The sequence below is a fragment of the Nitrobacter vulgaris genome (assembly GCF_031453995.1).
GTDB classification, from domain to species: Bacteria; Pseudomonadota; Alphaproteobacteria; order Rhizobiales; family Xanthobacteraceae; genus Nitrobacter; species Nitrobacter vulgaris.
In genome coordinates this window covers 69,535-95,199 of the sequence record NZ_JAVDPZ010000005.1, presented here as the reverse complement: position 1 = coordinate 95,199, position 25,665 = coordinate 69,535, and the positions used below count along the sequence as shown (strand labels likewise).

At 61.0% G+C, this 25,665-nt stretch carries 24 protein-coding genes and 1 tRNA gene; 11 read left to right on the top strand and 14 right to left on the bottom strand.

What is annotated here, in order from left to right:
* Positions 1-11: 11 nt before the first annotated feature.
* Complete coding sequence (locus GGQ85_RS04555) at positions 12-218, top strand: hypothetical protein (RefSeq protein ID WP_079445763.1); 207 nt, start codon at positions 12-14, stop codon at positions 216-218.
* Between the two features lie 190 nt (positions 219-408).
* Here GGQ85_RS04555 and GGQ85_RS04550 read toward each other — a convergent pair whose 3' ends face one another.
* Positions 409-1,365 (bottom strand): DnaJ C-terminal domain-containing protein, encoded by a 957-nt coding sequence (locus GGQ85_RS04550; protein ID WP_309773551.1) that lies wholly within the window; start codon positions 1,363-1,365, stop codon positions 409-411.
* Positions 1,366-1,486: 121 nt separating this feature from the next.
* Entirely contained in the window at positions 1,487-1,966 is a 480-nt protein-coding gene (locus tag GGQ85_RS04545) for an RT0821/Lpp0805 family surface protein (RefSeq protein WP_244553408.1), read from the bottom strand.
* 41 nt (positions 1,967-2,007) lie between these two features.
* Here GGQ85_RS04545 and pdxH point away from each other — a divergent pair, with 41 nt between their 5' ends.
* Together pdxH and GGQ85_RS04535 are read left to right on the top strand one after the other, a co-directional pair.
* Positions 2,008-2,649, top strand: a complete 642-nt coding sequence (gene pdxH / locus GGQ85_RS04540) for a pyridoxamine 5'-phosphate oxidase (RefSeq protein ID WP_079445761.1) — start codon at positions 2,008-2,010, stop codon at positions 2,647-2,649.
* Entirely contained in the window at positions 2,646-3,437 is a 792-nt protein-coding gene (locus GGQ85_RS04535; RefSeq protein ID WP_309773550.1) for an SDR family NAD(P)-dependent oxidoreductase, read from the top strand. Before pdxH ends, GGQ85_RS04535 begins: the two co-directional genes overlap by 4 nt.
* 480 nt (positions 3,438-3,917) lie before the next feature.
* Here GGQ85_RS04535 and GGQ85_RS04530 read toward each other — a convergent pair whose 3' ends face one another.
* Positions 3,918-4,898, bottom strand: a complete 981-nt coding sequence (locus tag GGQ85_RS04530) for a magnesium transporter CorA family protein (protein WP_309773549.1) — start codon at positions 4,896-4,898, stop codon at positions 3,918-3,920.
* Positions 4,899-5,393: 495 nt separating this feature from the next.
* On the opposite strand from GGQ85_RS04530, the gene GGQ85_RS04525 reads away from it, so the two are divergent.
* Complete coding sequence (locus GGQ85_RS04525; RefSeq protein WP_079445758.1) at positions 5,394-6,059, top strand: L,D-transpeptidase; 666 nt, start codon at positions 5,394-5,396, stop codon at positions 6,057-6,059.
* Between the two features lie 199 nt (positions 6,060-6,258).
* Here GGQ85_RS04525 and GGQ85_RS04520 read toward each other — a convergent pair whose 3' ends face one another.
* Positions 6,259-7,383 (bottom strand): extensin-like domain-containing protein, encoded by a 1,125-nt coding sequence (locus GGQ85_RS04520; RefSeq protein ID WP_374708845.1) that lies wholly within the window; start codon positions 7,381-7,383, stop codon positions 6,259-6,261.
* Positions 7,384-7,439: 56 nt separating this feature from the next.
* Here GGQ85_RS04520 and GGQ85_RS04515 point away from each other — a divergent pair, with 56 nt between their 5' ends.
* Complete coding sequence (locus GGQ85_RS04515) at positions 7,440-9,068, top strand: fatty-acid--CoA ligase (RefSeq protein ID WP_309773548.1); 1,629 nt, start codon at positions 7,440-7,442, stop codon at positions 9,066-9,068.
* A gap of 79 nt (positions 9,069-9,147) precedes the next feature.
* Here GGQ85_RS04515 and GGQ85_RS04510 read toward each other — a convergent pair whose 3' ends face one another.
* Together GGQ85_RS04510 and GGQ85_RS04505 are read right to left on the bottom strand one after the other, a co-directional pair.
* Positions 9,148-9,789, bottom strand: a complete 642-nt coding sequence (locus tag GGQ85_RS04510; protein ID WP_309773547.1) for a hydrolase — start codon at positions 9,787-9,789, stop codon at positions 9,148-9,150.
* Positions 9,790-9,923: 134 nt separating this feature from the next.
* Positions 9,924-10,805, bottom strand: coding sequence for a pirin family protein (locus GGQ85_RS04505; protein WP_309773546.1), 882 nt, complete (start codon positions 10,803-10,805; stop codon positions 9,924-9,926).
* 116 nt (positions 10,806-10,921) lie between these two features.
* Between GGQ85_RS04505 and GGQ85_RS04500 the strand changes: the two genes are divergently transcribed.
* Together GGQ85_RS04500 and GGQ85_RS04495 are read left to right on the top strand one after the other, a co-directional pair.
* Complete coding sequence (locus tag GGQ85_RS04500) at positions 10,922-11,860, top strand: LysR family transcriptional regulator (protein ID WP_309773545.1); 939 nt, start codon at positions 10,922-10,924, stop codon at positions 11,858-11,860.
* Positions 11,861-11,902: 42 nt separating this feature from the next.
* A complete protein-coding gene (locus GGQ85_RS04495; RefSeq protein ID WP_079445753.1) occupies positions 11,903-12,757 on the top strand; it encodes a DUF1499 domain-containing protein in 855 nt (284 codons plus the stop codon).
* A 3-nt stretch (positions 12,758-12,760) separates the two neighbouring features.
* Here the strand turns inward: GGQ85_RS04495 and GGQ85_RS04490 are convergent, their stop codons facing one another.
* The 8 genes from GGQ85_RS04490 to mnmA form a co-directional block, all read right to left on the bottom strand.
* On the bottom strand, positions 12,761-13,678 hold the full coding sequence (locus tag GGQ85_RS04490; protein ID WP_309773543.1) for an MBL fold metallo-hydrolase: 918 nt from the start codon (positions 13,676-13,678) through the stop codon (positions 12,761-12,763).
* Between the two features lie 236 nt (positions 13,679-13,914).
* Positions 13,915-15,129, bottom strand: coding sequence for an acyl-CoA dehydrogenase (locus GGQ85_RS04485; RefSeq protein WP_309773542.1), 1,215 nt, complete (start codon positions 15,127-15,129; stop codon positions 13,915-13,917).
* An 84-nt stretch (positions 15,130-15,213) separates the two neighbouring features.
* The gene (ribB, locus tag GGQ85_RS04480) at positions 15,214-16,290 is read right to left on the bottom strand and encodes a 3,4-dihydroxy-2-butanone-4-phosphate synthase (RefSeq protein ID WP_309773541.1); all 1,077 of its coding nucleotides are present in this window, start codon (positions 16,288-16,290) and stop codon (positions 15,214-15,216) included.
* A 136-nt stretch (positions 16,291-16,426) separates the two neighbouring features.
* Positions 16,427-18,154: a cation:proton antiporter gene (locus GGQ85_RS04475; RefSeq protein WP_079445750.1), complete on the bottom strand. Its 1,728-nt coding sequence runs from the start codon at positions 18,152-18,154 to the stop codon at positions 16,427-16,429.
* A 212-nt stretch (positions 18,155-18,366) separates the two neighbouring features.
* Positions 18,367-18,443: transfer RNA gene (locus GGQ85_RS04470), tRNA-Met, on the bottom strand.
* Positions 18,444-18,548: 105 nt separating this feature from the next.
* Positions 18,549-18,890 (bottom strand): hypothetical protein, encoded by a 342-nt coding sequence (locus GGQ85_RS04465; protein ID WP_309773540.1) that lies wholly within the window; start codon positions 18,888-18,890, stop codon positions 18,549-18,551.
* Positions 18,891-18,938: 48 nt separating this feature from the next.
* The gene (locus GGQ85_RS04460; RefSeq protein WP_309773539.1) at positions 18,939-19,577 is read right to left on the bottom strand and encodes a class I SAM-dependent methyltransferase; all 639 of its coding nucleotides are present in this window, start codon (positions 19,575-19,577) and stop codon (positions 18,939-18,941) included.
* Positions 19,578-19,598: 21 nt separating this feature from the next.
* Positions 19,599-20,801 carry a tRNA 2-thiouridine(34) synthase MnmA gene (gene mnmA / locus GGQ85_RS04455; RefSeq protein WP_309773538.1) on the bottom strand — a complete coding sequence of 401 codons (1,203 nt, stop codon included), beginning with the start codon at positions 20,799-20,801 and terminating at the stop codon, positions 19,599-19,601.
* A 328-nt stretch (positions 20,802-21,129) separates the two neighbouring features.
* On the opposite strand from mnmA, the gene GGQ85_RS04450 reads away from it, so the two are divergent.
* From GGQ85_RS04450 to fliF, 4 genes are all read left to right on the top strand, one after another.
* Positions 21,130-22,710: a flagellar hook-length control protein FliK gene (locus GGQ85_RS04450; RefSeq protein ID WP_309773537.1), complete on the top strand. Its 1,581-nt coding sequence runs from the start codon at positions 21,130-21,132 to the stop codon at positions 22,708-22,710.
* Between the two features lie 11 nt (positions 22,711-22,721).
* Positions 22,722-23,414 carry a flagellar hook assembly protein FlgD gene (locus GGQ85_RS04445; RefSeq protein WP_079445745.1) on the top strand — a complete coding sequence of 231 codons (693 nt, stop codon included), beginning with the start codon at positions 22,722-22,724 and terminating at the stop codon, positions 23,412-23,414.
* A gap of 181 nt (positions 23,415-23,595) precedes the next feature.
* Positions 23,596-23,871, top strand: coding sequence for a CtrA inhibitor SciP (sciP, locus tag GGQ85_RS04440; protein WP_002714638.1), 276 nt, complete (start codon positions 23,596-23,598; stop codon positions 23,869-23,871).
* A gap of 171 nt (positions 23,872-24,042) precedes the next feature.
* A complete protein-coding gene (gene fliF / locus GGQ85_RS04435; protein ID WP_309773510.1) occupies positions 24,043-25,665 on the top strand; it encodes a flagellar basal-body MS-ring/collar protein FliF in 1,623 nt (540 codons plus the stop codon).

The window sequence follows — 25,665 nt, the reverse complement described above, 5'->3', positions numbered from 1 at the left end:
GCGGCACGACAATGTTAGTTCGTCTCGAAAGATATGCAGCGGTTGAGCAATTGATCGATGACGCTTGGGAAATGTCCTGCCAACTCGATCTCGGCTTGGTAAAACTCCTCCTGGAAATGGCGAAACTTGAACTTTATGAGGAGATGCAGGCCGCGATCGGTTCAAACGAGATTAAGCGTTCAGAAAGGCGAACGGGGGCTCGTCGACAACTGCAATAGAGCCGACAGTCAAAGAACGTTGGGTTTTGCAGCTATCCGCCGCAAAAAAACGCCCTCCCACCGGAGCGAGCAGCGTGGCCAGTTGAGGAAAGACTTAAATGGGCCGAGCATCCTCGGGCACGGTAGCGCGACAGCCGGATGAAAATCCCGGCCAAGGCATCGCGTGATCAGGCTCCCCGACGCACACGCGCTAACCGAGATCGCGCCGGGGGCTGTAGGAGCGCGCCTCGCGCCACTTCTCCATGAGCGCCTCAAGCTCGGCGTCATTGCCGTCGGGCAGGACGATTCGCGTCGTAACGAATAGATCGCCGGAGGCCCCCCCCTTCGGGATGCCCTTGCCCTTGAGGCGAAAGGTGCGACCGCCCGAAGTGTTCTTCGGGATAGACAGTTCAACTGCGCCGCCGAGCGTCGGCACCCGCACCTTGCTGCCCAGCACCGCCTCATAGAGCGTGATAGGCAGCTCGGCGCGCAAATCGCCCCCGTCGATCTTGAAGAACGGATGCGGGGCGACCGTCACCGTGATCAGGAGATCACCGGGGCGATGTCCGGGCACGGTGTCGCCCTGCCCTCTCAGCCGAATCTGCTGGCCCGACGTTACGGCGGCCGGAATTCTGACATTGAGTTCCTTGCCGCTGGGCAGGCGGATGCGTTTCTCGCCACCTTTGACCGACTCCTCGAGCGTTACTGTCATGGCGATATTGAGATCGAGATCAGGCGAACCGAACGTGCTGGACTCAAAATCAAACGCCTGCGCGCCCGGCCGGCGTCCACCCCGCGCGCCGCCGAACATGCTGTTGATAATGTCCTCAAACCCGCCACCATCACCCCCGGGGCCACCGCCACCGCGGAAGCCGTACTGCTCGAAACCGCCGCCCGGCCGCGCGCCAGCGCGACCTCCACCGCCCGGGAAACCCTGAAAGCGCGGCTTGCCGTCTGCGTCGATCTCGCCCCGGTCAAACTGCTTGCGTCTGACCTCGTCGCCTAGGATCTCGTTGGCGGAATTCACCTCCGCGAACCGTTCGGCGGCCTTGGGATCGTTCGTGTTGGCGTCAGGGTGGTGCTTCTTCGCGAGCTTGCGAAAAGCACTTTTAATCGCCGCGGCGCTGGCGCCCCGCTGCACCCCCAAGACCTCATAGGGGTCGCGCATCCGTACCGTCTCCTTCAGGAATCTGGACAATGAGCCCCCGGACCCACCGTGCCTATCATTTGGGGTATCCGTGGCATTTTTGCAACGAGGTGGTTCAGCTATTCGCAGCTGCCGTTCTGCATCAGCTTCGCCAGGGTTTGAGGGATTGGATTTCCCACTGACCGCCGCGGGCTCTGCACGCCGCCCCCTGCAACCAACTTTCGGACTTTCCGTTAACGTAACTCGCCAAAAAATCACGGCAAGTGCGCCCCTCGGCGCTATAGGCCTGTGCCAGCGGCGTCACCGAGCCCCGCGCGCCGGTCGAGGGGTTTTCCCATGGCTGGCTCGCATCCTTATTCCCTTTAGTCAGCACGTCGGAGGCGGCTGTGCGCGCGAAAGCAAGATCGGTGTCCGTCGGACGCGCATGGGAGAGCGCTGCGATCGATCCGGTAGCCTCGTCGTCTCCCATCTGCGCGAACGCCGCTTGATTCCGTGCCATACTGCAGCCTCCGGTCGTAGCCCCGATCATGATCGCTGCCACGATGGCGGCGAAGGGTCCGATCGCGGATAGGCCAACGCGCAGACGTGCCCTATACAGGTTTGCCCTGTATAAGGACCGCAACGGACTTTCGACGATAGACCGGCGCAACCTGTGGACCCCGTATGAACGACACCACGGACATCAAGAACACAAGCCAGTTAACGTCCGGTGATTTCACGGAAGCCCAGGATCCTTTTGCCCTCTTCGCGGCGTGGCTCGCGGAAGCCGTCGCGTCAGAACCAAACGACCCCGATGCCATGGCGCTCGCTACCACAGACGCCGACGGCCTGCCTGATGTGCGCATGGTGCTGATGAAGGGCTTCGATGCCGGGGGCTTCGTGTTCTACAGCCACATCGCCAGCGCCAAGGGCCGCGAACTCGCCGCAAATCCCAAAGCGGCATTGTTGTTTCACTGGAAGTCGCTACGCCGGCAGGTCCGTGTGCGCGGGCCCGTGACGCCCGTCACCGATGCGGAGGCCGATGCCTATTTCGCCACGCGTCCGAAGCAGGCGCAGATCGGCGCCTGGGTCAGCAAGCAGTCGCAGCCGCTGGAAAGCCGTTTCGCGTTCGAGCAGGCGATCGCGAAGGAAGCCGCAAAATACATCATCGGCGGTGTGCCGCGACCGCCGGGCTGGAGCGGCTGGCGGATCGCACCGACGCAATTCGAATTCTGGCACGACCGCCCATTCCGGCTGCACGACCGCATCGAATTCCGCCGCACGGCGCCTGATGCTCCGTGGACCAAGACAAGGCTGTACCCATGACCCCCGACAAAGCAAATCCTCGAACCGAGATGGCGACGGCGGTCGACCCCAACGCGCCGCGCCGCACATTGCTGCTGACCGGCGCGAGCCGCGGCATCGGCCACGCGACCGTAATCCGGTTTTCCAGCGCGGGATGGCGGGTCATCACCTGCTCGCGGCATCCGTTTCCGGAACAGTGCCCCTGGGATGCCGGCCCCGAAGACCACATTCAGGTCGACCTGTCCGACCCCGAAAACACGATGCTGGCCATCCAGGAGATCCGATCGCGGCTCGAAGGCGGTAAGCTGCACGCGCTGGTCAACAATGCCGCGATCTCGCCGAAGGGCGAGGGCGGCGCGCGGCTTGGCTCACTGAACACCGACATGGAGACCTGGGAGAAGGTATTCCGCGTCAACTTCATGGCGCCGATCATGCTGGCGCGCGGACTGATCGGCGAACTGAAGGCTGCGAAAGGCTCTGTTGTGAACGTCACATCGATCGCCGGCTCGCGCGTGCATCCGTTCGCGGGCGCGGCCTATTCAACTTCAAAAGCGGCGCTGGCCTCACTGACCCGCGAGATGGCGGCGGACTTCGGCCGCCTCGGCGTACGCGTTAATGCAATCGCGCCGGGCGAGATCGACACTTCGATCCTGTCGCCTGGAACCGAGAAGATCGTCCAGCGCCAGATTCCGCTGCGTCGCCTCGGCACCCCGGACGAAGTCTCAAAAATCGTCTACGTGCTCTGTACGGAGACGAGTTCATATGTCAACGGCGCGGAGATCCACATCAACGGCGGCCAACACGTATAGACCAGACGCGGACAAGCACCATTGGTACGTATCATTTCCGGAACCGCAGTCGTCGTCGGACTCCATAGCTCCCGCCATGGAAATCCGAGATCACGTGAAATCGCGTATCCGGGATGAGGACGCTAAATTCAATCCGCGCAAGACCTTCGTGATGGCGCGCGCAATATCGGCGCAGCGAGACCCGCGCTGGAACAATCGTCGTCATTCTCACCCTCGAGCAACGCTGCACCGCAATGCCGGCATGTGCGTATGGGAGCGACCGCAGCATTGTCCGCACTAAATCTGCGCAACCGTTGATAGCTGCGAAAATCGAGGATGTTGCGATCCCTTGTTACGACTTTCTCAACCATTGTAACTCCCGCGATGTCATGCACGGGTTATGGCAGCAATTTTTCTTGGAAAGCGTTCAGGCGAACATTCAAATTTTACGGGGAAAATTGTGGCAAGCCCTGTCGCAAGGCCGGTGCTCGAGAGTTGGTCCTACAACCACTTCTTCCATTTAAAGATCATGTAGGGCAGCACCGCAGCAATCACCATCATGGTGAGCGCGAACGGATAGCCGTGCGACCAGTTCAACTCAGGTATTATCTTGAAATTCATGCCGTAGATCGAAGCGATCAGCGTCGGCGGCATCAGCACCACAGCCATTACCGAAAACAGTTTAATGATGTTGTTCTGTTCGAGATTAACAACTCCAAGCATCGCATCGAGCACGAAGGTGGTCTTGTTCGACAGATAAGAGGCGTGATCGGAAAGCGAGGCGACATCACGTTGCATCGTCTTGAGCTGAGCGAGCATGGCCTTAGACCATTTGATGCTGTTGGATTCGGTCGCGACGAAGGTGACGAGACGGCCTATCGAGACCAGGCTCTCGCGAACTTTCGAGGTGAGATCGCCCTTGCGGCCGATTACGATCAGGATTTCGGAATAGCGTTTGGCACGGCCAGTGCGCGCGGATTCGTTCGGCTCGAAAATGTCGTGGCTGACTTGATCGATGTCGGCGCCGGCGCGCTCCAGAATGTCGGCGCAGCGATCGATCACGGCATCGAGCAATTCGAGCAACACCCCCTCGCCGGTCAAACCCTGTGCAGCCGCGCGCGCAAGCTTGTTCTCCACCAGAGCGAACGGTTTTAGCGCGTCGTAGCGCACGGTGACGAGACGATGGCCGGACAGGATGAACGTGACGGGGGTGATGCGGGGGCGGTCGGTTTCGCTGCCGCACATCAGACTGGCCGTCATGTAGCGCGCGCCGTTCTCAACATAGAGGCGGCTGGAAATCTCGATCTCCTGCATGTCCTCCCGGGTTGGCACCGCAACCCCCGCGAGCCCCTCCACGGCGCGGTCCTCGCTCGGCGTCGGGTTCTCGAGATCGATCCACACGGCGCTGTCGGGCAGCGCGGCGGGATCGACCGGACCGGTCTTTCGCAGCGCCATGCCATCTGGCGCGAAGATCGAGAGCATGGCCCCTCCGAAGATAACGGCACCGACTCAAGGTGTGGACACGAACAATCTGAAGTGACGCTGGTGGATTGAATTTGGCATTCGCCAGCCACTTTGTAGCGAACCGGCAAACGAACTTGAAAGTCTAGTAGAAGGTCTAGTGGCCGATTGATCCCGACCTTTGCAAGGGCTTCCCCCGCAACGGAATGCAAATATTGGAATCGGAACCAATCGCAGCATTGAAAAGCAGGCAAGGCGCCGCCGCTGCAGCGGATGCAGTTATTCCGATGCGCTGGGAACCAGCAATTACACGCTTCTTGCTACCGTCTTGAGATACTGCGCCGCTGATTTGCGGATCGGCATTTGCGGCAAAAATACCACAGGCGCGAGTTTGCATAGCGACAGAGGCTTCTAAGTGCTGCAATTCGAGGGAATTCCGACAATAATGAGTTTAGAAGATTCTTGGCTTCTGGGGTGCAAGTCGCCAGGATTTCAGTGGGCATTTGGAAAACAACGATGTCGTCTCTTCGGATTAAACTTGGGATTCTGGCTGCGGGCCTGATGCTGTCGGGCTGCATGCAGGCCACGCATTACGAGGCCACGAACGCCAACAACTTCAAGCCGCGCGACAAGGAGTTGCTGTCCAAGGTCTCCTACACGAGAACGCCGGTGGCTGCGCCGTTCCGCCGCGCGATCGTCGATTATCACCGTAAGGAAGCGCCGGGCTCGATCATGGTCGATTCCGACAACCACTACCTCTATTACGTGCTCGATAACGGCAAGGCGATCCGCTACGGCGTCACCGTCGGTGAGGAAGCGCTGGCGTTCTCCGGCGTGGCGAGGGTCGGCAACATGCGTGAGTGGCCGGACTGGATTCCGACCGCCGACATTCACAAGCGCATCGAGGGACTGCCGTCGCGCGTGGCGGGTGGGCCGGATAACCCCCTCGGCGCGCGAGCTCTGTATCTTTATCAGGGCAATAAGGATACGTTGTTCCGGATCCACGGAACCAACCAGCCGGAATATATCGGTGCCTCGATTTCCTCAGGCTGCATTCGCATGACCAATGAGGACGCCATCGATCTTTATGATCGCGTCAAGGTGGGAACGGTGGTGGTTGTGCTTGAGCCGAAACACGGCGCGAAGATGGCCTCGTGGAATGGCGGCGGCAACTTTAACTGATCGACCGATTTCTCAATCTGCAAAGCGCCGGTTCTCCGGCGCTTTTTTATTGCCGTCTGTTTCCCCCGGCGTGTCGGGCCATACCAGCGTTTGATGGAATCAAAACCGATTTCCAGCTTTGTATTGGGAACGCTTCTTCATGCGAACCGGTGCGCATCTCGGGGCAAACTCGCGAATATGCTTCGCCTATAGCCGTCAATCAGTCGAATAGCGGTCGGAGGAATGGCGGAAGATTGCTGCGGAGCCTCCGTTTGCGTTTCACAGAGTCAGCGGCTGAGCGTCGCGTTGGCGGTTTTGAAGTCGACGGCGTCGGCCACTTTGCAACCTTACCCGCAGCGTCGGCGGCCGTAGGCCGCTTCTGGGGTTGAGGCACCATCTCCGCCGAGATAGCCGCTACAGATCCAGCTCGCGGGGCAGCGCGAGATACCGCGCGGCGCTCTGGCACCGCTTCAAACGCCTTGCCTTTTTCTTCCGCCATTTCACGCTGCGGCGCTTCCACCGGGCGTTCGGTGGGCAGCAACGGCGCGACCGCCGGCACAGGGTCGTAGATTTCCCAGTGACAGATCCGGTAGCCGTTGCGGCGCTGAATCAGGTCGAGGTGAATATGGTTCTCGTGATAGCCATCCGATCCAGGCCCCAGCACCGTGGTGAAGCGCGCGCAAACCGAGCCCAGCACCTTTTCGCGCAGATCCCGCTCCACTGCCCGATCCGCCAAATCGATCGTCCGTCCGTTTGCGAGCTTGAGGGCACCCACGTCGAGCGCATTGGCGCGCCCGTGTTCGGACAGCTTTGCTCCGGCGACCCGGTTGCGCCCTCGGCATTCAAACGAGTCGAGATTGTCGAGTTCGCTGACCCGGCTGCCGAGTCCCTCGGCCAGCGGCGCCATGTCGCTGCGAATCCAGTCCGCAATCGCGGACGCCATTTTGCAACGGAGGGTGGCGGCAGGCTTGACCGCTGCCCGGCCACCGTCGGGCAGCACCACGGCTTCAAGCCGGACCAGATCGTCACCGCCGCACTCGCCCGGCCCCGCAATCGCAGGAATGCTCGGGGCGATAGCGACCGAATCGGTCAACGCCAGGCGGCAGGAAGAAGGCTCCGGCGCAATCTCGGGCGTCGCGGGGCGATCCTCCCCTATCTGCGTGCTACCCTTGCCATCGGGAGCCAGCGCAGCGGCCGGACGAGGCTGTGGCAACGGCGTCCTGCTCCCAGCCAATGCCGTTGCCGGCATTAAAAGGGCTGCGAACGCTACCATGGCCCATGGGTCGCGGGCTAAAGCACCGCACAGCAGTTGGCGGCCTGAAATCCCCGCGCCAGACTTCGTCATGGCAAATCCCCGCCAGGAGAACGATAAAGAGAGCGAGGATCAACAGGAAGGTTCGAATGCTCGGCTTGATGCAAGACTGGCCTCTGCTGTGTCATCGGATCATCGATCACGCGGCGAAGGTTCATAGCGGGCGCGAGGTAGTCACGCGATCGGTCGAAGGTCCGATTCATCGGACCAACTACGCCGAAATTCGCGGCCGCGCGCTGAAACTGGCGCAGCGACTCGATCGCCAAGGCATCAAGCTGGGAGACCGCGTCGCTACCATCGCCTGGAACACCTGGCGTCATCTCGAGGCCTGGTATGGCATCATGGGCATCGGCGCGGTCTGCCATACCGTAAACCCTCGCCTGTTTCCGGATCAGATCGCCTGGATCATCAACCATGCGAAAGATCGCATCGTGATGACCGATATCACCTTCATCCCGATTCTGGAGAAGATCGCCGACAGGCTGCCAAGCGTGGAACGCTACATCGTCCTCACCGATAAGGTGCATATGCCGCAGACCGCGCTGAAAAATGCGGTCCCATACGAAGACTGGATCGCGGAAGCCGATGGCGACTTCACCTGGAAAACCTTTGACGAGAACACCGCAGCCGCGATGTGCTACACGTCGGGAACCACGGGCAATCCGAAAGGCGTGGTGTACTCGCATCGGTCCAATGTGTTGCATTCGATGATTGTCAACAGCGCTGACGCGCTGGGTGCGGCATCGAAGGATACAATGCTGCCGATGGTCCCGCTGTTCCATGCCAATAGTTGGGGAATAGCGTTCTCTGCGCCATCCATGGGCACAAAGCTCGTGATGCCCGGCGCCAAACTCGACGGCGCATCGGTTTACGAACTGCTGTCGAGCGAGAGAGTCACCTTCACAGCGGGCGTCCCTACCGTGTGGCTGATGTTGCTGCAGCATATGGAAACAAACAACCTCAGGCTGCCGGACCTCAAGGTGGTGATCTGCGGCGGCTCGGCGGCGCCGCGCTCGGTGATCAAGGCTTTCGACGACATGGGCATCGAGGTTCGCCACTCCTGGGGCATGACGGAGATGTCGTCGCGCGGCACTGCCGGTGCGTTGCAAGGCAAGTTCAGCCACCTCAAGGGAGACGCCAAGCTCGATCGGCTGCAGATGCAGGGATACGCGCCCTTCATGGTCGAAATGAAGATCACCGACGACGCCGGCAACGAACTGCCGTGGGATGGCACGACCCCCGGCCGGCTCAAGGTGCGAGGCCCCGCGATCTCCGGCGCCTACTACCGCGTCAATGACAATATCCTCGACGGGGAGGGCTTCTTCGATACCGGCGACGTTGCCACCCTCGACGAGTACGGCTACGTCCGGATCACGGACCGATCAAAGGACGTGATCAAATCGGGGGGCGAATGGATCTCGTCGATCGATCTGGAAAATCTCGCCGTTGAACATCCCAAGGTAGCGGAAGCCGCCGTAATCGGGATCCACCACCCCAAATGGGGCGAACGCCCGCTATTAATTCTCCAAGTCAGGGAAGGCGAGAGCGCGACGCGCGACGAGATTCTCGGCTTCATGGATGGCAAGATCGCCAAGTGGTGGATGCCCGACGACGTCGCATTCGTCGACAGCATTCCCCACACCGCCACCGGAAAGATTCTGAAAACGGCGCTGCGCGAACAGTTCAGGGGGTACAGCTTTCCTAACGCCGCAGCGTGACATCTCGGCGCTGAACCAACGAATGCCTGGGCCGTGAGGCCAAGCATTTTCATGCAACGAAGTGAGGCATCGCGATGGTTCAACCCTGTTTGTCGTAAGAGAACTGAATACCGGCCGTTCCACCCGTCTCGATGAACAAATTTATGAAGGCCGGAACGGTCTCAGCACGCTTCCAGTCGCGTTGCAGTTCGCAGAAGAGCTGCGGCACACTGCTGAGCTTTGCGCCGGCCTGTTCGATGCGGCGCAGGGCCGCCTCATGAGCCGCGACCGACGTCCCGCCGACGGCATCGACGAGCACGTACACCTCGTAACCCTCCTTAAGCGTATCAAGCGCCGGAAAGGTCAGGCAGACCTCGGTCCACAGCGCCGTCATGATAAGCTTCTTGCGGCCGGTCGCTTCGACCGCCTTGCGGAATTCGACGTCTTCCCACGAATTGATCGTGGTGCGATCATAGGTCGGATATTTGTCGAGCGCCTTGCGGATCGTGGGGATTGGCGGCTTATTGAGTCCGGTCTTCACGTTCACGGTCGAATGGATAATCGGCAGTCCATAGACGACCGCCGCTTTTGCCGCACCGGTAATGTTGTTGACGAGGATCTGCCGATCCATCGATGCAATGGAGTTCACCTGCACCGGTTGATAGTCGATGATGATGAACGTGGAATTTTGCGGTGTCAGAAGATCATCCTTTGCGGGATCACGGATTGCTTCGCTGACCACGGGTCATTTCCTTTTATTGAAGGGCTCGCTGACATTGACGCGGGTGCACCGACGGCGGGACGAGCGCACCGCCGCTGAATGTTGAAGGATGAGACGCGATCCGGCTAGCCGAATCGCGTCCATCTCAACCGTCGTCAGCCGCTGGCCGCGACCGGCTCCAGAGTACCGAAGCGGCCGCTCTGGAAATCGATCATGGCCTGGCGGATTTCGCCTTCCGTGTTCATGACGAACGGACCGCGCATCACCACCGGCTCGTCGATCGGCTCGCCGGAGAGGATCAGTACTGAAGCCTCACCATTTGCCTCGATAGTCATCTCTCCGCCGTTGCGGTCGAGCAATGCGAACTGCGCCTCGCGGGCGATCTCGCTACCGTTGACAAGCACCGTGCCCTTTAGCACCACCACCGCGACGGTGTGCCCTTCCGCCGGCTTGAACGTGGCAACGCCGTTGCGGTTGAGCTTCACGTCGTAGATGTCGATCGGCGTAAAGGTCTTCGCCCGCCCTTTTCGGCCGTCGAACCCACCGGCGATCACCCGCAGCTTGCCGGCGCCATCCGGTAAATCCACCACCGGAATGTCGGCGTCGAGCAAGGTCTGGTATCCGGGATCGGCGTTCTTCGCCTTGGCCGGTAGGTTGACCCAGAGCTGCACCATCTCCAGCGTGCCACCCTTCTTGGTGAAGGCGCGGGAGTGGAACTCCTCATGCAGGATGCCTGAGGCTGCCGTCATCCACTGCACGTCGCCCGGCCCGATCAAACCGCCGTTGCCGGTGGAATCGCGGTGTTCGACCTCACCCTGATAAACAATGGTGACGGTCTCGAAGCCGCGATGCGGGTGCACGCCCACACCGCGCGGCTGCTCCACCGGGGTAAAGTCGGCCGGCCCGGCATAGTCGAGCAGCAAAAACGGGCTGACATGGTCGCCGTGGCTGGCGTGCGAGAATAGCGAGCGAACCGGAAAACCGTCGCCCACCCAATGCTGCCGGGGACCGCTAAAGACACCAAGTACCTTTCGCATGATGAACCTCCGTGACGCGGCCTACTTCGACCGCTGTTGCAACGAAGGATATAGGTGGGACAAATACCCCGGTAGCTGGCAATATCGCCCATCACTGTCCTATTAATGAGACGATGATGCAGGATCTCAACGATCTGTATTTCTTCGTTCAGGTGGTCGATCATGGCGGTTTTGCCGCCGCCGCCCGCGCGCTGGGGATGCCGCGTTCGCGGTTGAGCCGCCGCATCGCAATGCTGGAGGACAGGCTCGGGGTGCGGTTGATCCAGCGTTCGACCCGGCGCTTCAGCGTCACCGAGATCGGACAGGACTACTATCGGCATTGCGTCGCTATGCTGGTGGAAGCCGATGCGGCGCAGGAACTGATCGAGCGCTCGCGCAGCAAACCGCAAGGTATCGTTCGCGTGAGTTGTCCGCCGCCGCTTCTGTATTTCCAGGTCGGCGAGATGATCGCCCGCTTCATGGCCGAGTGTCCGGACGTTGCGGTGCATCTCGAAAGCACGCCGCGCCGTGTCGACGTGATCGCCGATGGTATCGACATCGCGCTACGCGTGCGTTTTCCGCCACTCGAAAACAACGATCTGGTGATGCGGGTATTGGCCGAGAGCACGCAGCGGCTGGTGGCGGCGCCGATACTGTTAAAGGGACTGAGCCACCCGCTTGTTCCCGCCGATCTTCCCAAACTTCCAAGCATCGGCTGGGGACCGCCTCACCAGCATCATGAATGGTGCCTCGACGGCCCTGACGAAGCCACTGCGCTGATCCCCTACACACCACGCCTCATCACCGAGGACATGGTGGCACTGCGTTTCGCGGCCCTGCGCGGCATCGGCGTCGGACAATTTCCGGCTATGGTAGTAGAAGCCGACCTCGACAATGGCACGCTGGTCGACGTGCTGCCGCAATGGCGTCCGCGCGCCGGCATCGTCCATGCGGTGTTCTCGTCGCGACGCGGATTGTTGCCCTCGGTGCGGGCGCTGCTGGACTTTCTGGCCGCAGAGTTCGCCGCTTTGACGGAAGCGAACAGCAGCGTTTCTTCAAGGAAGCAAATAAGGTAGGTGATCCACGCAACCCGTCCCCCGCCGAAACCGGACGCTCCGATGGCCCGCAGGTTTTCCGCACGCTATCAATCCGAACCGTTCTCCGCGCTGGCTACCTGGGCGCGGCGACTTGCGGTGTTCTCAGCGGTCGCGACGCTGGTGTCCATTGTAGCCGTAAGGTTCGGTATCCTCGAGAGCAAGCCCGCGCTCGCGACCTTGTTAGGCGCTCTGGCCTGCGCCGGGCTGTCGATCCTGGTGGCGTTCGCAGGCCTTGTAGCGCTATGGCGGAATGGCTCACGCGGCATAGGCCGTATCCTGACAGCGCTGCTACTGAACGTGCTCATTCTCGCCTATCCGGCATACCTCGCCGTGAAATATCGCAACCTGCCGCCGATCCACGATATCACCACCGATCCGATCAACCCGCCTCACTTCGACGCGCTGGCGCGGCTGCGCGGTACCGACGGCGCCAACTCCGCAGTCTACACCGGTCTTTATTCTGCCGAACAGCAGCGCGTGGCCTATCCCGCGATCGAGCCGGTGGAGCTGGATCTGACGGCCCAGCATGCCTTCGATATCGTCCGGCGGCTCGTCGCGCGGCGCAAATGGCTGGTGATCGATGAACGCCCGCCGCAGCTGCCGCGGCAGCCCGGCCATATCGAGGCCGTGGCGAAAACGCCAGTCATGGGGTTCCGCGAAGACGTGGTGATCCGCATCATGCCGACCGAGGACGGGTCGCGCGTCGATATCCGCTCCTCGTCGCGTTATTTCGAGCACGATCTCGGCAGCAACGCCGCGCGTGTTAGCAGTCTGATCGACGACATCAACACCGCTGCCGAAAACATTGTCGAGAAGCCGGTGAAGGAGCCGCCCGTGCCGGTCAAGCCTCCCGGAAAGGGAGCGGTCAAGCGATAAGGCTCACGCCAGCCGGTAGCGTCCACCGATGACGGGATCACCATTCGTGAGCACAAGGCCCCGCGCCACCAGATCTTCCAGATGCGCCAGCACCGAATAGCCGGCGGCGCCGGACAGCCTGGAATCAAGGCCGATATAGATGGCGCGGACCAGGGTCGGAATATCGGCCTCGCCTTTCGCCAGCCGATGCAGGATCGAGGCTTCGCGCGCCCGGCGATGCCGCGCCAGATGCCGCACGAAACGTGGCCCATCCCGAATCTCGGGGCCATGACCGGAGAAATACAGTTGCTCGTCGCGCTGCGAGAGCTTCTCGAGCGAGGCCATATAGTCGATCATCGACCCGTCCGGCGGCGCGACGATCGAGGTGGACCAGCCCATGACATGGTCACCAACGAAAAGGATTCCGCGTTCCTTCCATGCAAACGCCATATGGTTCGCGGTATGTCCGGGCGCGCTCACCGCTTCCAGCGCCCATTCATCGCTGGTCGCGGCGTCGCCATCACGAAGCCTAACGTCGGGACTAAAGTCGCGATCGGCGCCGAACTCCGGATTGTGTTTTTCGTTTTCAAACCGTGGCCGCGAAGCACGATGCGGTCCCTCCGCATAAACTGCCGCGCCGGTAGCCGCCCTGACGCGCGCGGCATTCGATGAATGATCCTTGTGGGTGTGGGTGACGAAGATGTGCGTCACAGTCTCGCCTCTCACCGCGTCGAGCAACGCTTTCGCATGAGCCTCGCTATCTGGTCCGGGATCGATGATCGCAACCTTGCCGCGGCCAACGATGTAGCTCACCGTTCCTGTGAAGGTGAAAGGACTCGGATTATTGCAAAGCAAGCGACGGACCCCGGGCACGACTTCCTCGACGACGCCCGGCTTCAGCGGAAAGTCACGGTTGAAGGGAATGTCTTCAGTGTCGGACATGAACTAACCCAAGCCGTCATTGCCGGTTTGAAGCCTTTCCCCTGATGGCATCAAAAGCGAAGCTCTAGATTGTTGTTTTGACGCGTTTCTTCACGCGAACCCTCTCCGTTCCGAAAACGCCATGAATCCGGCAATCCAACCTTCTTCAAAGATGGATACCCGGATCACTTGCGCGGAGACGCGCTTCGCGCTTTTGCCCGGGCATGAGGGATTCGGAGTTGCGCAACGATACGACCCTAAGAAAACGCCGGGATTCCGGTGATGGCGCGGCCAAGGACCAGCGCATGGATGTCGTGGGTGCCTTCATACGTATTGACGGTTTCAAGGTTGGCGGCGTGGCGCATCACGTGATATTCGATCTGAACTCCGTTGGCGCCGTGCATATCGCGCGCCATCCGCGCGATATCGAGCGCCTTGCCGCAATTGTTGCGTTTGACGATGGAGATCATCTCCGGCGCCATCTTGCCCTCGTCCATCAAACGGCCGACGCGCAGGCTGCCCTGAAGCCCGAGCGCGATGTCAGTCTGCATATCCGCGAGCTTCTTCTGCACCAATTGCGCAGCCGCCAGCGGACGGCCGAACTGCTTTCGCTCGAGCACGTATTTTCGCGCGCGATCCATACAGTCTTCCGCCGCGCCCATAACGCCCCATGATATGCCGTAGCGCGCGCGGTTCAGGCAGCCGAACGGACCTTTCAGTCCGGACACGTTCGGCAACAGGTTCTCTTCCGGCACGACCACGCCATCCATCACGATCTCGCCGGTAGCCGACGCCCGCAAACTGAGCTTGCCGTCGATCTTCGGGGCGGATAGGCCCTTCGCGCCCTTTTCGAGCACGAAGCCGCGGACTTGGTTGTCGTGCGCCGACGACTTGGCCCAAACAACGAACACATCCGCGATCGGTGCGTTGGAAATCCACGTCTTCGAACCGGTCAGCCGATAGCCGTCCGACACTTTCTCGGCGCGGGTTTTCATGCCGCCGGGATCGGAACCGGCATCCGGTTCGGTCAGGCCGAAACAACCGACCCATTCGCCGGTCGCAAGCTTCGGCAAATATTTCTTGCGCTGATTCTCGTCGCCATAAGCATAGATCGGATACATCACCAATGATGACTGCACCGAGTTCATCGAGCGGTAACCCGAGTCCACACGCTCGATCTCCCGCGCGACGAGGCCATAGGCGACGTAGCTGGCATTGGCACAACCATACTCTTGCGGAAGTGTGATACCGTTCAGGCCAAGCTCGCCCATCTCATTGAAGATCTCGCGGTCGGTCTTCTCCTCCTGATAGGCCTTGACGATACGCGGCTGCAGCTTGTCCTGCGCATAGGCGCGCGCGGTGTCGCGGATCATGCGTTCGTCTTCGGTCAGCTGATCGTCCAGCCTGAACGGATCGTCCCACTGGAAACTGACCGGCACGGGTTTGTCCTTGCCTTGCGGACGAACACTCATGACAATCCTTTCACGTCGTTCCGGATACCGCTGCCGGCAAAGCCGCGATCATGAGTATATCCTAATTCGACGCTGCAACCACAGTCAGCTTTCCAGATGCTCGTTCGAAACGATCTCGATGCCGAAACCGGAGAGCCCCTTGTAGTCGTAGGCCGACGAGGTCAGATGCCGGATCGACGTCACGCCGAGATCGCGCAGAATCTGCGCGCCGACGCCGACCTCTCGCCACTGTCTGTTGCGATCAGCTTCCGCTGACCTGTCTTCAGGAAGCGGCGCCACCGGCACCCCCGCGGCGCCGTCTCGCAGATAGACCAGCACGCCGCGGCCGGCCTTCCTGAAGTGTTCGAGCACCGCCTCCATGCGTTTCGGCCCGGCGAAAATGTCGCGTACAATATTGGATTTGTGGAAACGGGTCAGGACGTTCTGGCCGTCGCCAACGCCGTTATAGACAAACGCGACATGGGCTATCGTATCGAACGGGGAGCGGTAAGCGTAGCCTTGCAGCAGTCCGATCGGGCTATCGATCGCAAATTCCGAGACCCGCTCAATCAGCTTCTCTCGCGCCTGACGATACGCGATGATATCGGCGATGGTCACATGCCTGAGCCCGTTCGCAGCAGCAAACTGCGCCACCTGCTCGCCTTTCATCACCGTGCCGTCGTCGTTCATCAGTTCGCTGATGACCCCGACCGGGGGCAGGCCCGCCAGCTTGCAAAGATCGACCGCCGCCTCGGTATGGCCGGCGCGCAGCAGGACGCCGCCGTTGCGTGCGATCAGAGGGAAGACGTGGCCGGGCCTGGCAAAGTCGCTGGCGCCGGCGTTCGGATTGGCAAGCGCCTGGCAACAGGAGGCACGCGCCTCGGCCGAAATGCCGGTGCCGCCGTCCGGCTTGTAATCAATCGAGACGGTAAAAGCCGTCGTATGATTGGACTCGTTATGCGCAACCATCGGATCGAGCCGCAGCCGTTGCGCATCCTCCGTGGTGATCGGCGCGCAAACGATGCCGGATGTGTGCCGTATGACAAACGCCATTTTCTCCGCGGTGCAGAGCGAGGCTGCGACGATCAGATCGCCCTCCCCCTCACGGTCTTCATCGTCAGTGACGACGACGATTTCGCCATTGGCAAAAGCCTGGAGGACTTCCGGTATCCGATGGGGCATGGTCTGCGCGTTCCCGTTTGACGGAAGTTCGTATGACGCAGAGCGGGCGGCGGTGCAACCGACGGCGTCCGGAAAAGCGGTCACACGATCATGCCATCATATATGATCCGGCATGGTGAGTTCGGTACCGGATCAACTACGGCAGCACCTCCCGACGCCCTTCCAGAATCGCGTCGGTCTCGGCGCGCTTGTCGGCCAACAACCCGTTTTCGGCGGCTTCAATCGCCGCGAACAACTCTTGCGCGTCGGTCAGCCGAGTCACCGTCACGTAGTCCGCGCCGGCGGCATATTGATCCTCGACGTCCGACAACCGGTCCGCCGTCGAGATGATCTTTGCGGTCGGGTTCAGCGAACGAACGTGGCGGACAAGCTTTTCATTATTGGCACCCTTGAGCAGCGAATCCGGCACGCTCAGAATGATGATCTCGGCGCTGCCGACCCCGGCATGGACGAGCGTATCCACGTTGCTGATGTCACCATAAGTGACATGCAGGCCGCGAGCCGAGAGGGTACTGAACACCACCGGATTAAAGTCGACCACTCCGATCTGGTCCAGCATCGACTCGTCCCGGCATTCGATCTCGCTCAGCAGCGCGCTGGCGGCACGGAAGAATCCGAGAATGACAATGCGTCGCGGCTCACCGTGTCCTGCGCCATGCCCACCCTCCCCCGCCTGGAGGCGGTCGAGATCGCGAAGGCCGATCCGTTTCAGGAACATGATGCCGTACCGAGAGAGCTGGTCGCTTCGACCGATAGCGAACGTACTCAGCACCGCCAGCACCACGAACGCGAACGACGCCGCGCTCGCGGTCTCGCTTTGGATATGTCCCGCAATCAGCCCGGTTTGAATTACGACGAGCGAGAACTCGCTGATCTGCGCCAGATTGATGGCCGGCAGAAGGCTGGCTCGCAATCCCTGCTTCATCAAATACAGTGGCAGGAAAGTCGTGCTGAGACGGCTTACCACGGTGAAGGCCGCGATCACCAGCGCGAGCCCGATCACGGATCCGTTCGGAATCGGAATAGTCATGCCCAGCGCGACGAAGAACAGCGTGATGAAGAAATCGCGCAGCGTCGTCACCTTTGCGGTGACGTCGAGCGCGTAGGGAAAAGTTGAGAGCGAGACCCCGGCCACCAGCGAGCCCATCTCGCGCGACAGATGCAATTGTTCAGCGATTTCGCCGATCAGAAAGCACCACGCGAGCGCGCCGAGCAGCACCAGCTCGGGGCGGCGTGCGATCTGATGAAACAGGTAAGGCAGTACATAGCGGCTGAGGATCAGCGCAGTCGCGACCAACGTGCCGGCCCGTGCGATCGACAGCAGCACGATGGTAATGTGAAGATCGTCGAGACTAGGCTGGACCGCCAGGAACAGGATCGCGAAGACATCCTGAAGCACCAGCACACCAAGCGTGATACGGCCCGGCAGTGTGTCGAGCTCGTGTTTTTCATAGAGCACTTTGACGATGATGACTGTACTCGAGAGCGCGCATGCGACACAGAGATAAAGCGCATCGAACCCGCCGACATCGATGGGCAGACCGATTGCCATGAAAAACAATACGCCCAGAATGCAGCCGCCGAGGAGCTGTCCGCCGCCGGCGATCAGGATCACCGGCCCGGCGCGCATGATCTTCTTCAGATCGATTTCCAGGCCGATCATGAAAAGCATGAAGATCAGGCCGAGTTCGGAAATGGTCCGGATCGACTCCTGCGATTTGACCCATTCCATCCCGAATGGACCAATGAAGAATCCGGCCAGCAGATAAGCCAGAATCAACGGTTGCCGGGAAAAATGAGCGGCCAACCCAAGACCCCAGGCAAACAGGATGCAAAGCGTGATGTCGCCAATAAGTTCGTGCATTCCCCTCAGCCGGTCATATATTTCAAACGCTCAAGCAAGATGCGCAGTTGCCGCCGACTTCGTCGATGCCCGAGGCGCGCTCGCCCCTCGCGCAATCCGGGGGAGACTTTGCCGACATCCGCTTGCCCGCTCGCAACTCGGCATCAGATCAGCTTTTCGTTTTACAACGGGGAACGCTTGATCGCTTGATCCGGGATATATGTGAAAGAGAGTGGTAGCGAGGGAGGGACTCGAACCCCCGACCCCAGGATTATGATTCCCGTGCTCTAACCAGCTGAGCTACCTCGCCGCAGTGTCCATCAACGATGCCGTGAACGCGCGGCATATAAAAAGCCGCTCGAGGGCCTGTCAAGCAAAGCCGCAACAAGCGCCCCGACTTATCGATGAATGGTGCTTATTTGGGCCGCACGGTCGGATCGCCGCCAGGGCTGCCGGGCGGGGGAATCACCGGCGTATTGCCGCCTTCTGGGGTCGGCGCGCGGATTTCCGGATCGACCCCCGCAGGCGGACATAGCACGCCATCGGTTTTCGCAAGCTTCTCGCCCAGTGGCTGCTTTTGCTCGCCCGCCGCCGTTCCGTTCTGCGCGGGTATATTGTGAGGGGAGCAAGTGGGGGAATTGGGAGACGGAGGCGGCGTTGCCGTCGTGCCGGGCGGGGAAGCCGCCGTCGGTGGCGCCTGCGCAGCAGCAATATCGGCGAACGCAAAAAGGGCGACCAACAGGGAGGCGATCTTCATTCGCATGAAACGGCAACGAATGGCCGCAGCGGATGTTCCGCGGCACGATCAGGATTTTCGATAGCGGATCAGCGAAAAATGTCCCATCGGCCGCATCAGGCGACGCTCGAAGAGCGTCACGCCGCCATGCTTGGCGGCCCAGTTAACGAGGCGCGCCCACGGGAACTCGGGGCGCCAGCCGAGCCGCCGGGCCAATGGCGCAAAGGCCAGTTCGAACAAGCGGCGCGGCCCGCGCTCCGCGCCAATATGGTTGACCAGAATCAGTTCGCCGCCTGGCTTCAGAACCCGGACAAAATCATCGAGCGTCGCTTCGGGGTCCGGCACCGCCGTGATGACAAACTGCGCCACCACCGCGTCAAAAAACGAATCGGAAAAAGCGAGGTTCTTAGCGTCCATCACCGCCAGCGTTTCGACGTTGGTGAGGTTAAGAGACCGCACCCGCTGCTGCGCCTTGCGCAGCATCGGTTCAGAAAGGTCCACGCCATACAGTTTCGTCGTGGATGCATAATCCGACAGCGACAGTCCGGTGCCGACGCCGACATCAAGGATACGTCCGCCGATTGCGTTGGCAATTTCGATCGTGGATTGACGGCCGGGATCAAAAACCTTGCCGAACACCAGATCATAAACCGGTGCCCAGAGGCCATAGGCCCTGGCAACGCCCGCGCGGTCGATGTCGTTGCCCATGCTTCCCGCGCGTCCCGGACTCTACCCGCGCAATTCGGCGGCGAAGGGTTGTGCCGGCGCACTGTTCTGCGCGGCGGCTTCGTTTGCACGCTGCGCCATGGCCCGTGCGATGAATCCCCCGCCGAGCACACGCGCCTGCCCTTCCGGCCCGTCGTAGAACACACAGGCCTGACCAGGCGACACGCCCTCCTCGCCGGCCACGAGTTCAACCTCATAGCAGCCGTCGACAACGCGCAGCCACGCCGGCTGAGGTTTACGAGTCGAGCGCACCCGCACGAAGAGTTCAAGTCCACCACCGATGGCGCGGTCGAGCGCGCCATCGCCGATCCAGTTGACATCGCGCAGCACGATGCGATGCATTTTCAGCGCTTCGCGCGGTCCCACCACCACGCGCCGGTTCGCTGCATCAAGACTCAGGACATAAAGCGGCGCGCCGGAGGCGATGCCAAGACCGCGGCGCTGTCCCACCGTGAAATGCACGATACCCTCATGGTGACCGATGACGTGCCCGCCGAGATCGACGATATCGCCGGGCTCCATCGCGTTCGGCTTCAACTGACTGATGATATCGGTGTAGCGACCGGTCGGCACGAAACAGATATCCTGGCTGTCATGCTTGTCGGCAACCGATAGACCAAAACGCCGCGCCAATTCGCGGGTCTGCGACTTTGTCATATCACCCAGCGGAAAACGTAGAAAATCGAGCTGCTCCCTCGTGGTAGCAAACAGGAAATAGCTTTGGTCGCGCTCCGCGTCCGCCGCGCAGAGCAGCGCGCGCGATCCACCGGGCAAACGGCGCGAGGCAACGTAATGGCCTGTCGCCAGTGCCGCAGCGCCAAGCTCGCGCGCAGTCGTCAACAGATCACGGAATTTGACTAAGCGGTTGCACTCGATGCAAGGCACCGGCGTCTCGCCCGACGCATAGCTGTCAGCAAAATTCTCGATCACGGTTTCGCGGAAGCGGCTCTCATAGTCCAGCACGTAATGCGGAACGCCGAGGCGCTCCGCAACGTTTCGCGCGTCATGAATGTCCTGACCGGCGCAGCAGGCGCCCTTGCGATGGGTCGCAGCGCCATGATCGTAAAGCTGCAGGGTTATTCCAACGACATCGTATCCCTCGGACGTCAACAGCGCGGCCGTCACCGACGAGTCAACGCCGCCCGACATGGCGACCACGACCCGGGTGTCCTGAGGACGGCCTTCCAAATCCAGACTGTTGAGCATTGATCCCGTCAATTCATGAGACCGTGCAAGATCACATCCGCCTTGCGAATCGGAAACTTTCTCGGTGTTCAACGGGCGGAATTCCGCCCGTTGAAGCAAACCAAAAGACCAGCCTTTAATATAGTCCGTATTCCTGCGAGGCAATCACGGCCGGACGACGACAGCAGACGGCAAATCTTGCCGCCGGGCAGAAAAGAGCGACCCGAATCGGCGGGTTCAGCCGCCAACCAGTTCTATAACTCATTGGCTATCATCATCATTTTCTCACCCGGACGATGGCCCGGTCCTTGCTGCTTGCCTCAACGTCTCTATCCGCAAGAGGTTGCCTGTGCTCAGCGTAACGACGGAAGCCGCCGCCAATGTGTCTTTCCAAAGCGCGCAGCCGAGTTCTCAGCGCGCCGACCGGTCGTCCGAAGATGCTTTCGGAACTCTGGTCGATGCCAGCGCGCAAGGCTCACATACCGCGGTCGCGCAGTCGTCGAATTCGCGCGATCCGTTCAATATACGTCCCAATATTCCCCATTCGGACCGCGTCAAGCCGGAATCGGGCGACTCTCGGGCAAAGTCCGCCCGGCCACCACAGGCCGATTCGGGGGAGGCCGACAGGAATATTTGGCAATCCGCCCCCGGCGCAAAGGTATCGAGCGGCGCACACCGCCACGAGACCCAACACGATGATCCCGAAATGGCGTCGACCGGAAACGCTTCTGACACCATGCAGGCGTTTTCGGACACGACCGTCCCCGGCGCCTCACCGGATCCGGTCGCAACGCCGCCAGCCGCAGCCATCCCGGTTACGGTGCCTGTCGCGGGAGCCCCCGCTGAATTAGCCACCCAACCGGTTCGCAGCGCCGCGGAACTACCGTTGGCGCAGCAAACCGGCGCGATGACGACGTCGCCTGCGAATGCGGGTTTCAATCCGGCCCTCGCAACCGATACAGCGGCGGTCACAGCTCCCATCCTTCAAGAGCCAATCCTTCAAGAGACACCGAACACTGAACAGGTTGCGCAGACAGCCGCGATGCAGACCGGGAGTGCCTTAGCGGCAGCAGTGGCCAAGACAGCACCTGGCGCCACGAAGGCGACCGTAAGGACGCTCGACAATGCGCCGTCGGGCAGAACAGCAGCATCGATCCCCACGGGGATCCAGCCCGGACCGGAAGCGTCGGACTTAACAACGCCGTCGGCAGCCAGCGGCAATCCCTCGTCGCCCGAGGCCAAGCTCCCCGATCACAAGCATGATGCCGCCGCCACCGCCGGTACGAAGACCGCCGCATCCGATACCGGAACGCCCGAAACGCAACCGGGAGCAGCAATGCCGCAGCATCCCGCCCAGGCGGCCGACGCCGCCGCCGTCGCTCCGCAGCCGCAAGCCGGTCAGGTCGAAGGTCAGAGCATCAATAACGCCATCGCGCAGCCGCCGATCCAATCCAACACTGCAACCCCGGCGACGCCACAGTACAATGTCGCGGTGGTTACCGGCGCGGCCGTGCCGCTGAACGGACTTGCGGTCCAGATCGCAGTCACGGCCCTTAGCGGCAAGAGTCGCTTCGAAATCCGGCTCGACCCCGCCGATCTTGGCCGCATTGATGTCCGTCTCGACGTCGATCACCAGGGCCGCGTTACGTCGCATCTGACGGTCGAGAAGCCGGAAACGCTTGCAATGCTGCGGCAAGATGCGCCGCAGCTCCAGCGCGCGCTACAAGATGCCGGCCTGAAGACCGGCGATGGCGGTCTGCAATTCAGCCTGCGGGATCAATCCTCCCAGGAACAAAACGCGCGTGATGGCACCGGCGGCCGTCACAACCAGCGTCTGATCGTGACGGAGGAGGATATCCCGGTAGCAGCGGCCGGACGAAATTATGGCCGGGTTTTCGAATCGAATCGCGGTCTCGACATCAGGGTTTAAGGAGACGGAAAATGACGACGTCAGTGGGTTCTGCGGTTCAGCAGGTGGTATCGGGCACGACGGCGCTGCCTGCCTCCTCTCAGGGTTCGCCAGCAACATCCAACAACGCTACGTTGGCCGGCAATTTCCAAACCTTTCTCACGCTGCTGACCACGCAATTGCAGAACCAGAATCCGCTCGATCCGCTGGATACCAACCAGTTCACCCAACAACTCGTCCAGTTCGCGGGCGTCGAGCAGCAATTGAGAACCAACGACCAGCTTTCGAACCTCGTCTCCATGCAGCAGACCACGCAGGCAACGCAGGCTCTGGACTTCGTCGGCAAGAACGCCGTGGTTGACGGCAGCACCGCCACCATGACCAACAATGCGGCGACGTGGCAACTCGGTATTCCGACGGCCTCCACCCTCACCGTCAACATCGCAAACAGCACTGGCCAGAATGTCTTCTCCGGCTCTTACGGCGTCAATGGCGGCGACAATCAGGTCTTCTCCTGGAATGGCCTCGGTAATGACGGCACTCAATGGCCAGACGGTAAATACACGCTGACCGCAACGGCTGCCGATGCGTCCGGTAATCCGGTCGCAGTCTCGACGCAGATTCAGGGGCAGGTCAATTCTGTCGATCTGACCCAGTCACCCCCTTTGCTATCGATCGGCGGCCAGACCTACACCATCAGCCAGATCAAGCGCATCCTGAACTGACGGCGGTTGGCCGATAGCAGGAATTCTTCCGCCATACTTGGCGATCCAACACTCGGCCGGGCCCTATCGGGAACGCCATTTCAAAGGAGAATCGTATTGAAGCCTAGAGCTTAGGCAAATTTTAAGCCGCAGGGCATAGGTTTGTCGGTGAGTTCAATGGTTTAGAGTTTGTGAGTACGCCATGACAGAACCGCACCGCCCGAGGGTGAAATACGTCATAGGACCCGACGGTAGTCCACTAACGATTGCGGATTTGCCGGCACCAGGAACCAAGCGCTGGGTCATTCGCCGAAAGGCCGAAGTCGTCGCCGCGGTACGTGGCGGACTCCTCTCGCTTGAGGAAGCTTGCAGCCGCTACACGCTAACTGTCGATGAATTCCTGTCGTGGCAGTTTTCGATCGACCAGCACGGCTTGGCCGGGTTGCGCACCACCCGTATTCAACAATATCGCCAATAAAAGAGCTTCTTCAGGATAGTTCGAACCCAAACCGGCATTCATTCGGATGCCGGTTTTTTACTGTTTGCAATTTCGTCACGGGTCTTAACCACCATTAACCATATCGAAACCATACCATAGGCAATATTTGCCGAGTCGGCCTTTCCAGGCCGAGTCTGAGGGGCTGGTTCGTTGCAAGGTCTGCTGGCATTTCTGAAAGGCCTGGGAGCATCCCGGCTGATGGCGATGGTCGCGGTCACCGCCGTGCTGATCGGTTTCTTCGCGTTCGTCATCATACGCGTCACGACGCCGCAGATGACGACCCTCTTCACCGATCTCAGCGTTGAGGACTCCTCCGGCATCATCAAGGATCTCGAACGTCAGGCAATTCCCTACGAGCTTCGTAACGACGGCGCCGTGATCATGGTGCCGAAGGACAAGGTCACGCGGCTGCGGATGAAGCTCGCCGAGGCGGGGCTGCCCAAGGGTGGCGGTGTCGGCTATGAGATTTTCGACAAATCGGATGCGCTCGGGACGACCAGCTTCGTCCAGAACATCAATCGTCTGCGCGCACTGGAAGGCGAACTCGCACGCACCATCCGCGCGATCGACCGCATTCAGGACGCCCGCGTCCATCTGGTGCTGCCCGAGCGGCCGCTCTTTACGCGCGAAGCGCCTCAGCCCTCGGCTTCGATCGTGGTGCGTGTCCGCGGCGGCCTTGAATCGCAACAGATACGCGCTATCCGCCATCTTGTCGCCTCGGCCGTCAACGGACTGAAGCCGCAGCGGGTCTCCATCGTAGACGAATCCGGCCAGTTACTTGCCGACGGGTCGGCGACCGATGCCGACGGCGTAACCGGAGACGAGCGACGCAACGCCTTCGAAAACCGGATGCGTCATCAGGTCGAGGCAATCGTATCGTCAGTGGTTGGAAGTGGCCGTGCCCGCGTCGAGCTCTCCGCCGACTTCGATTACAACAAGATCACCCAGACCTCGGACAAGTTCGATCCGGAAGGCCGAGTGCTGCGATCCAGCCAGACCCGCGAGGAGTCCTCCACCACCGCGGAGAACAACGGCCAGGTCACGGTCAACAACGAACTGCCCGGCAATCAGCCATCGGACAATCCGAACCCGGCGCGCGACCAGAGCAAGAAGAGCGAAGAAACCAACAATTACGAGATTTCCCGCACCACCAAGACCGAGGTGACCGAGGTGGGCCGCGTTAACCGCATTTCGGTCGCCGTTCTCGTCGACGGCACCTATGCCAAGAATGAGCAGGGTCAGACGGTCTACGCAGAACGCAGCAAGGAGCAGCTCGACCGCATCGCCACGTTGGTGCGCTCGGCTATCGGTTTCGACCAGAAGCGCGGCGATCAGGTCGAGGTCGTCAACCTCAAATTCGCCGAGCCGCCTGCTGTCGTGCCGCTCAGTGAGCCGGCAGGATTGCTGGGAATGATCGCATTGACGAAGGACGACGTGATGTACGTCGTCGAACTTGCTGTCATGGCGCTGCTTGGCCTCGTGGTGGTGTTCATGGTGATCCGCCCGCTGGTCAAGCGGATCCTGGCCTCGGAGCCGACCGCGGCCAGCGCGCAACCGGCCGCGCTCCCGGTCCCGGCCGACGCCAGCGCTCACCCAGCAGAACCAGGGCAGAATCTCATTCCCGGCAGCAACGCCACCGCGCAATTGATCGACGTGGCCCAGGTGCAGGGGCAAGTCCACGCCCAGTCGGTGCACCGGGTCGGCGAACTGGCCGAGCGCAACCCGGCCGAGACTGCGTCCATCATCCGTCAATGGCTTGCCGAACCAGCATAA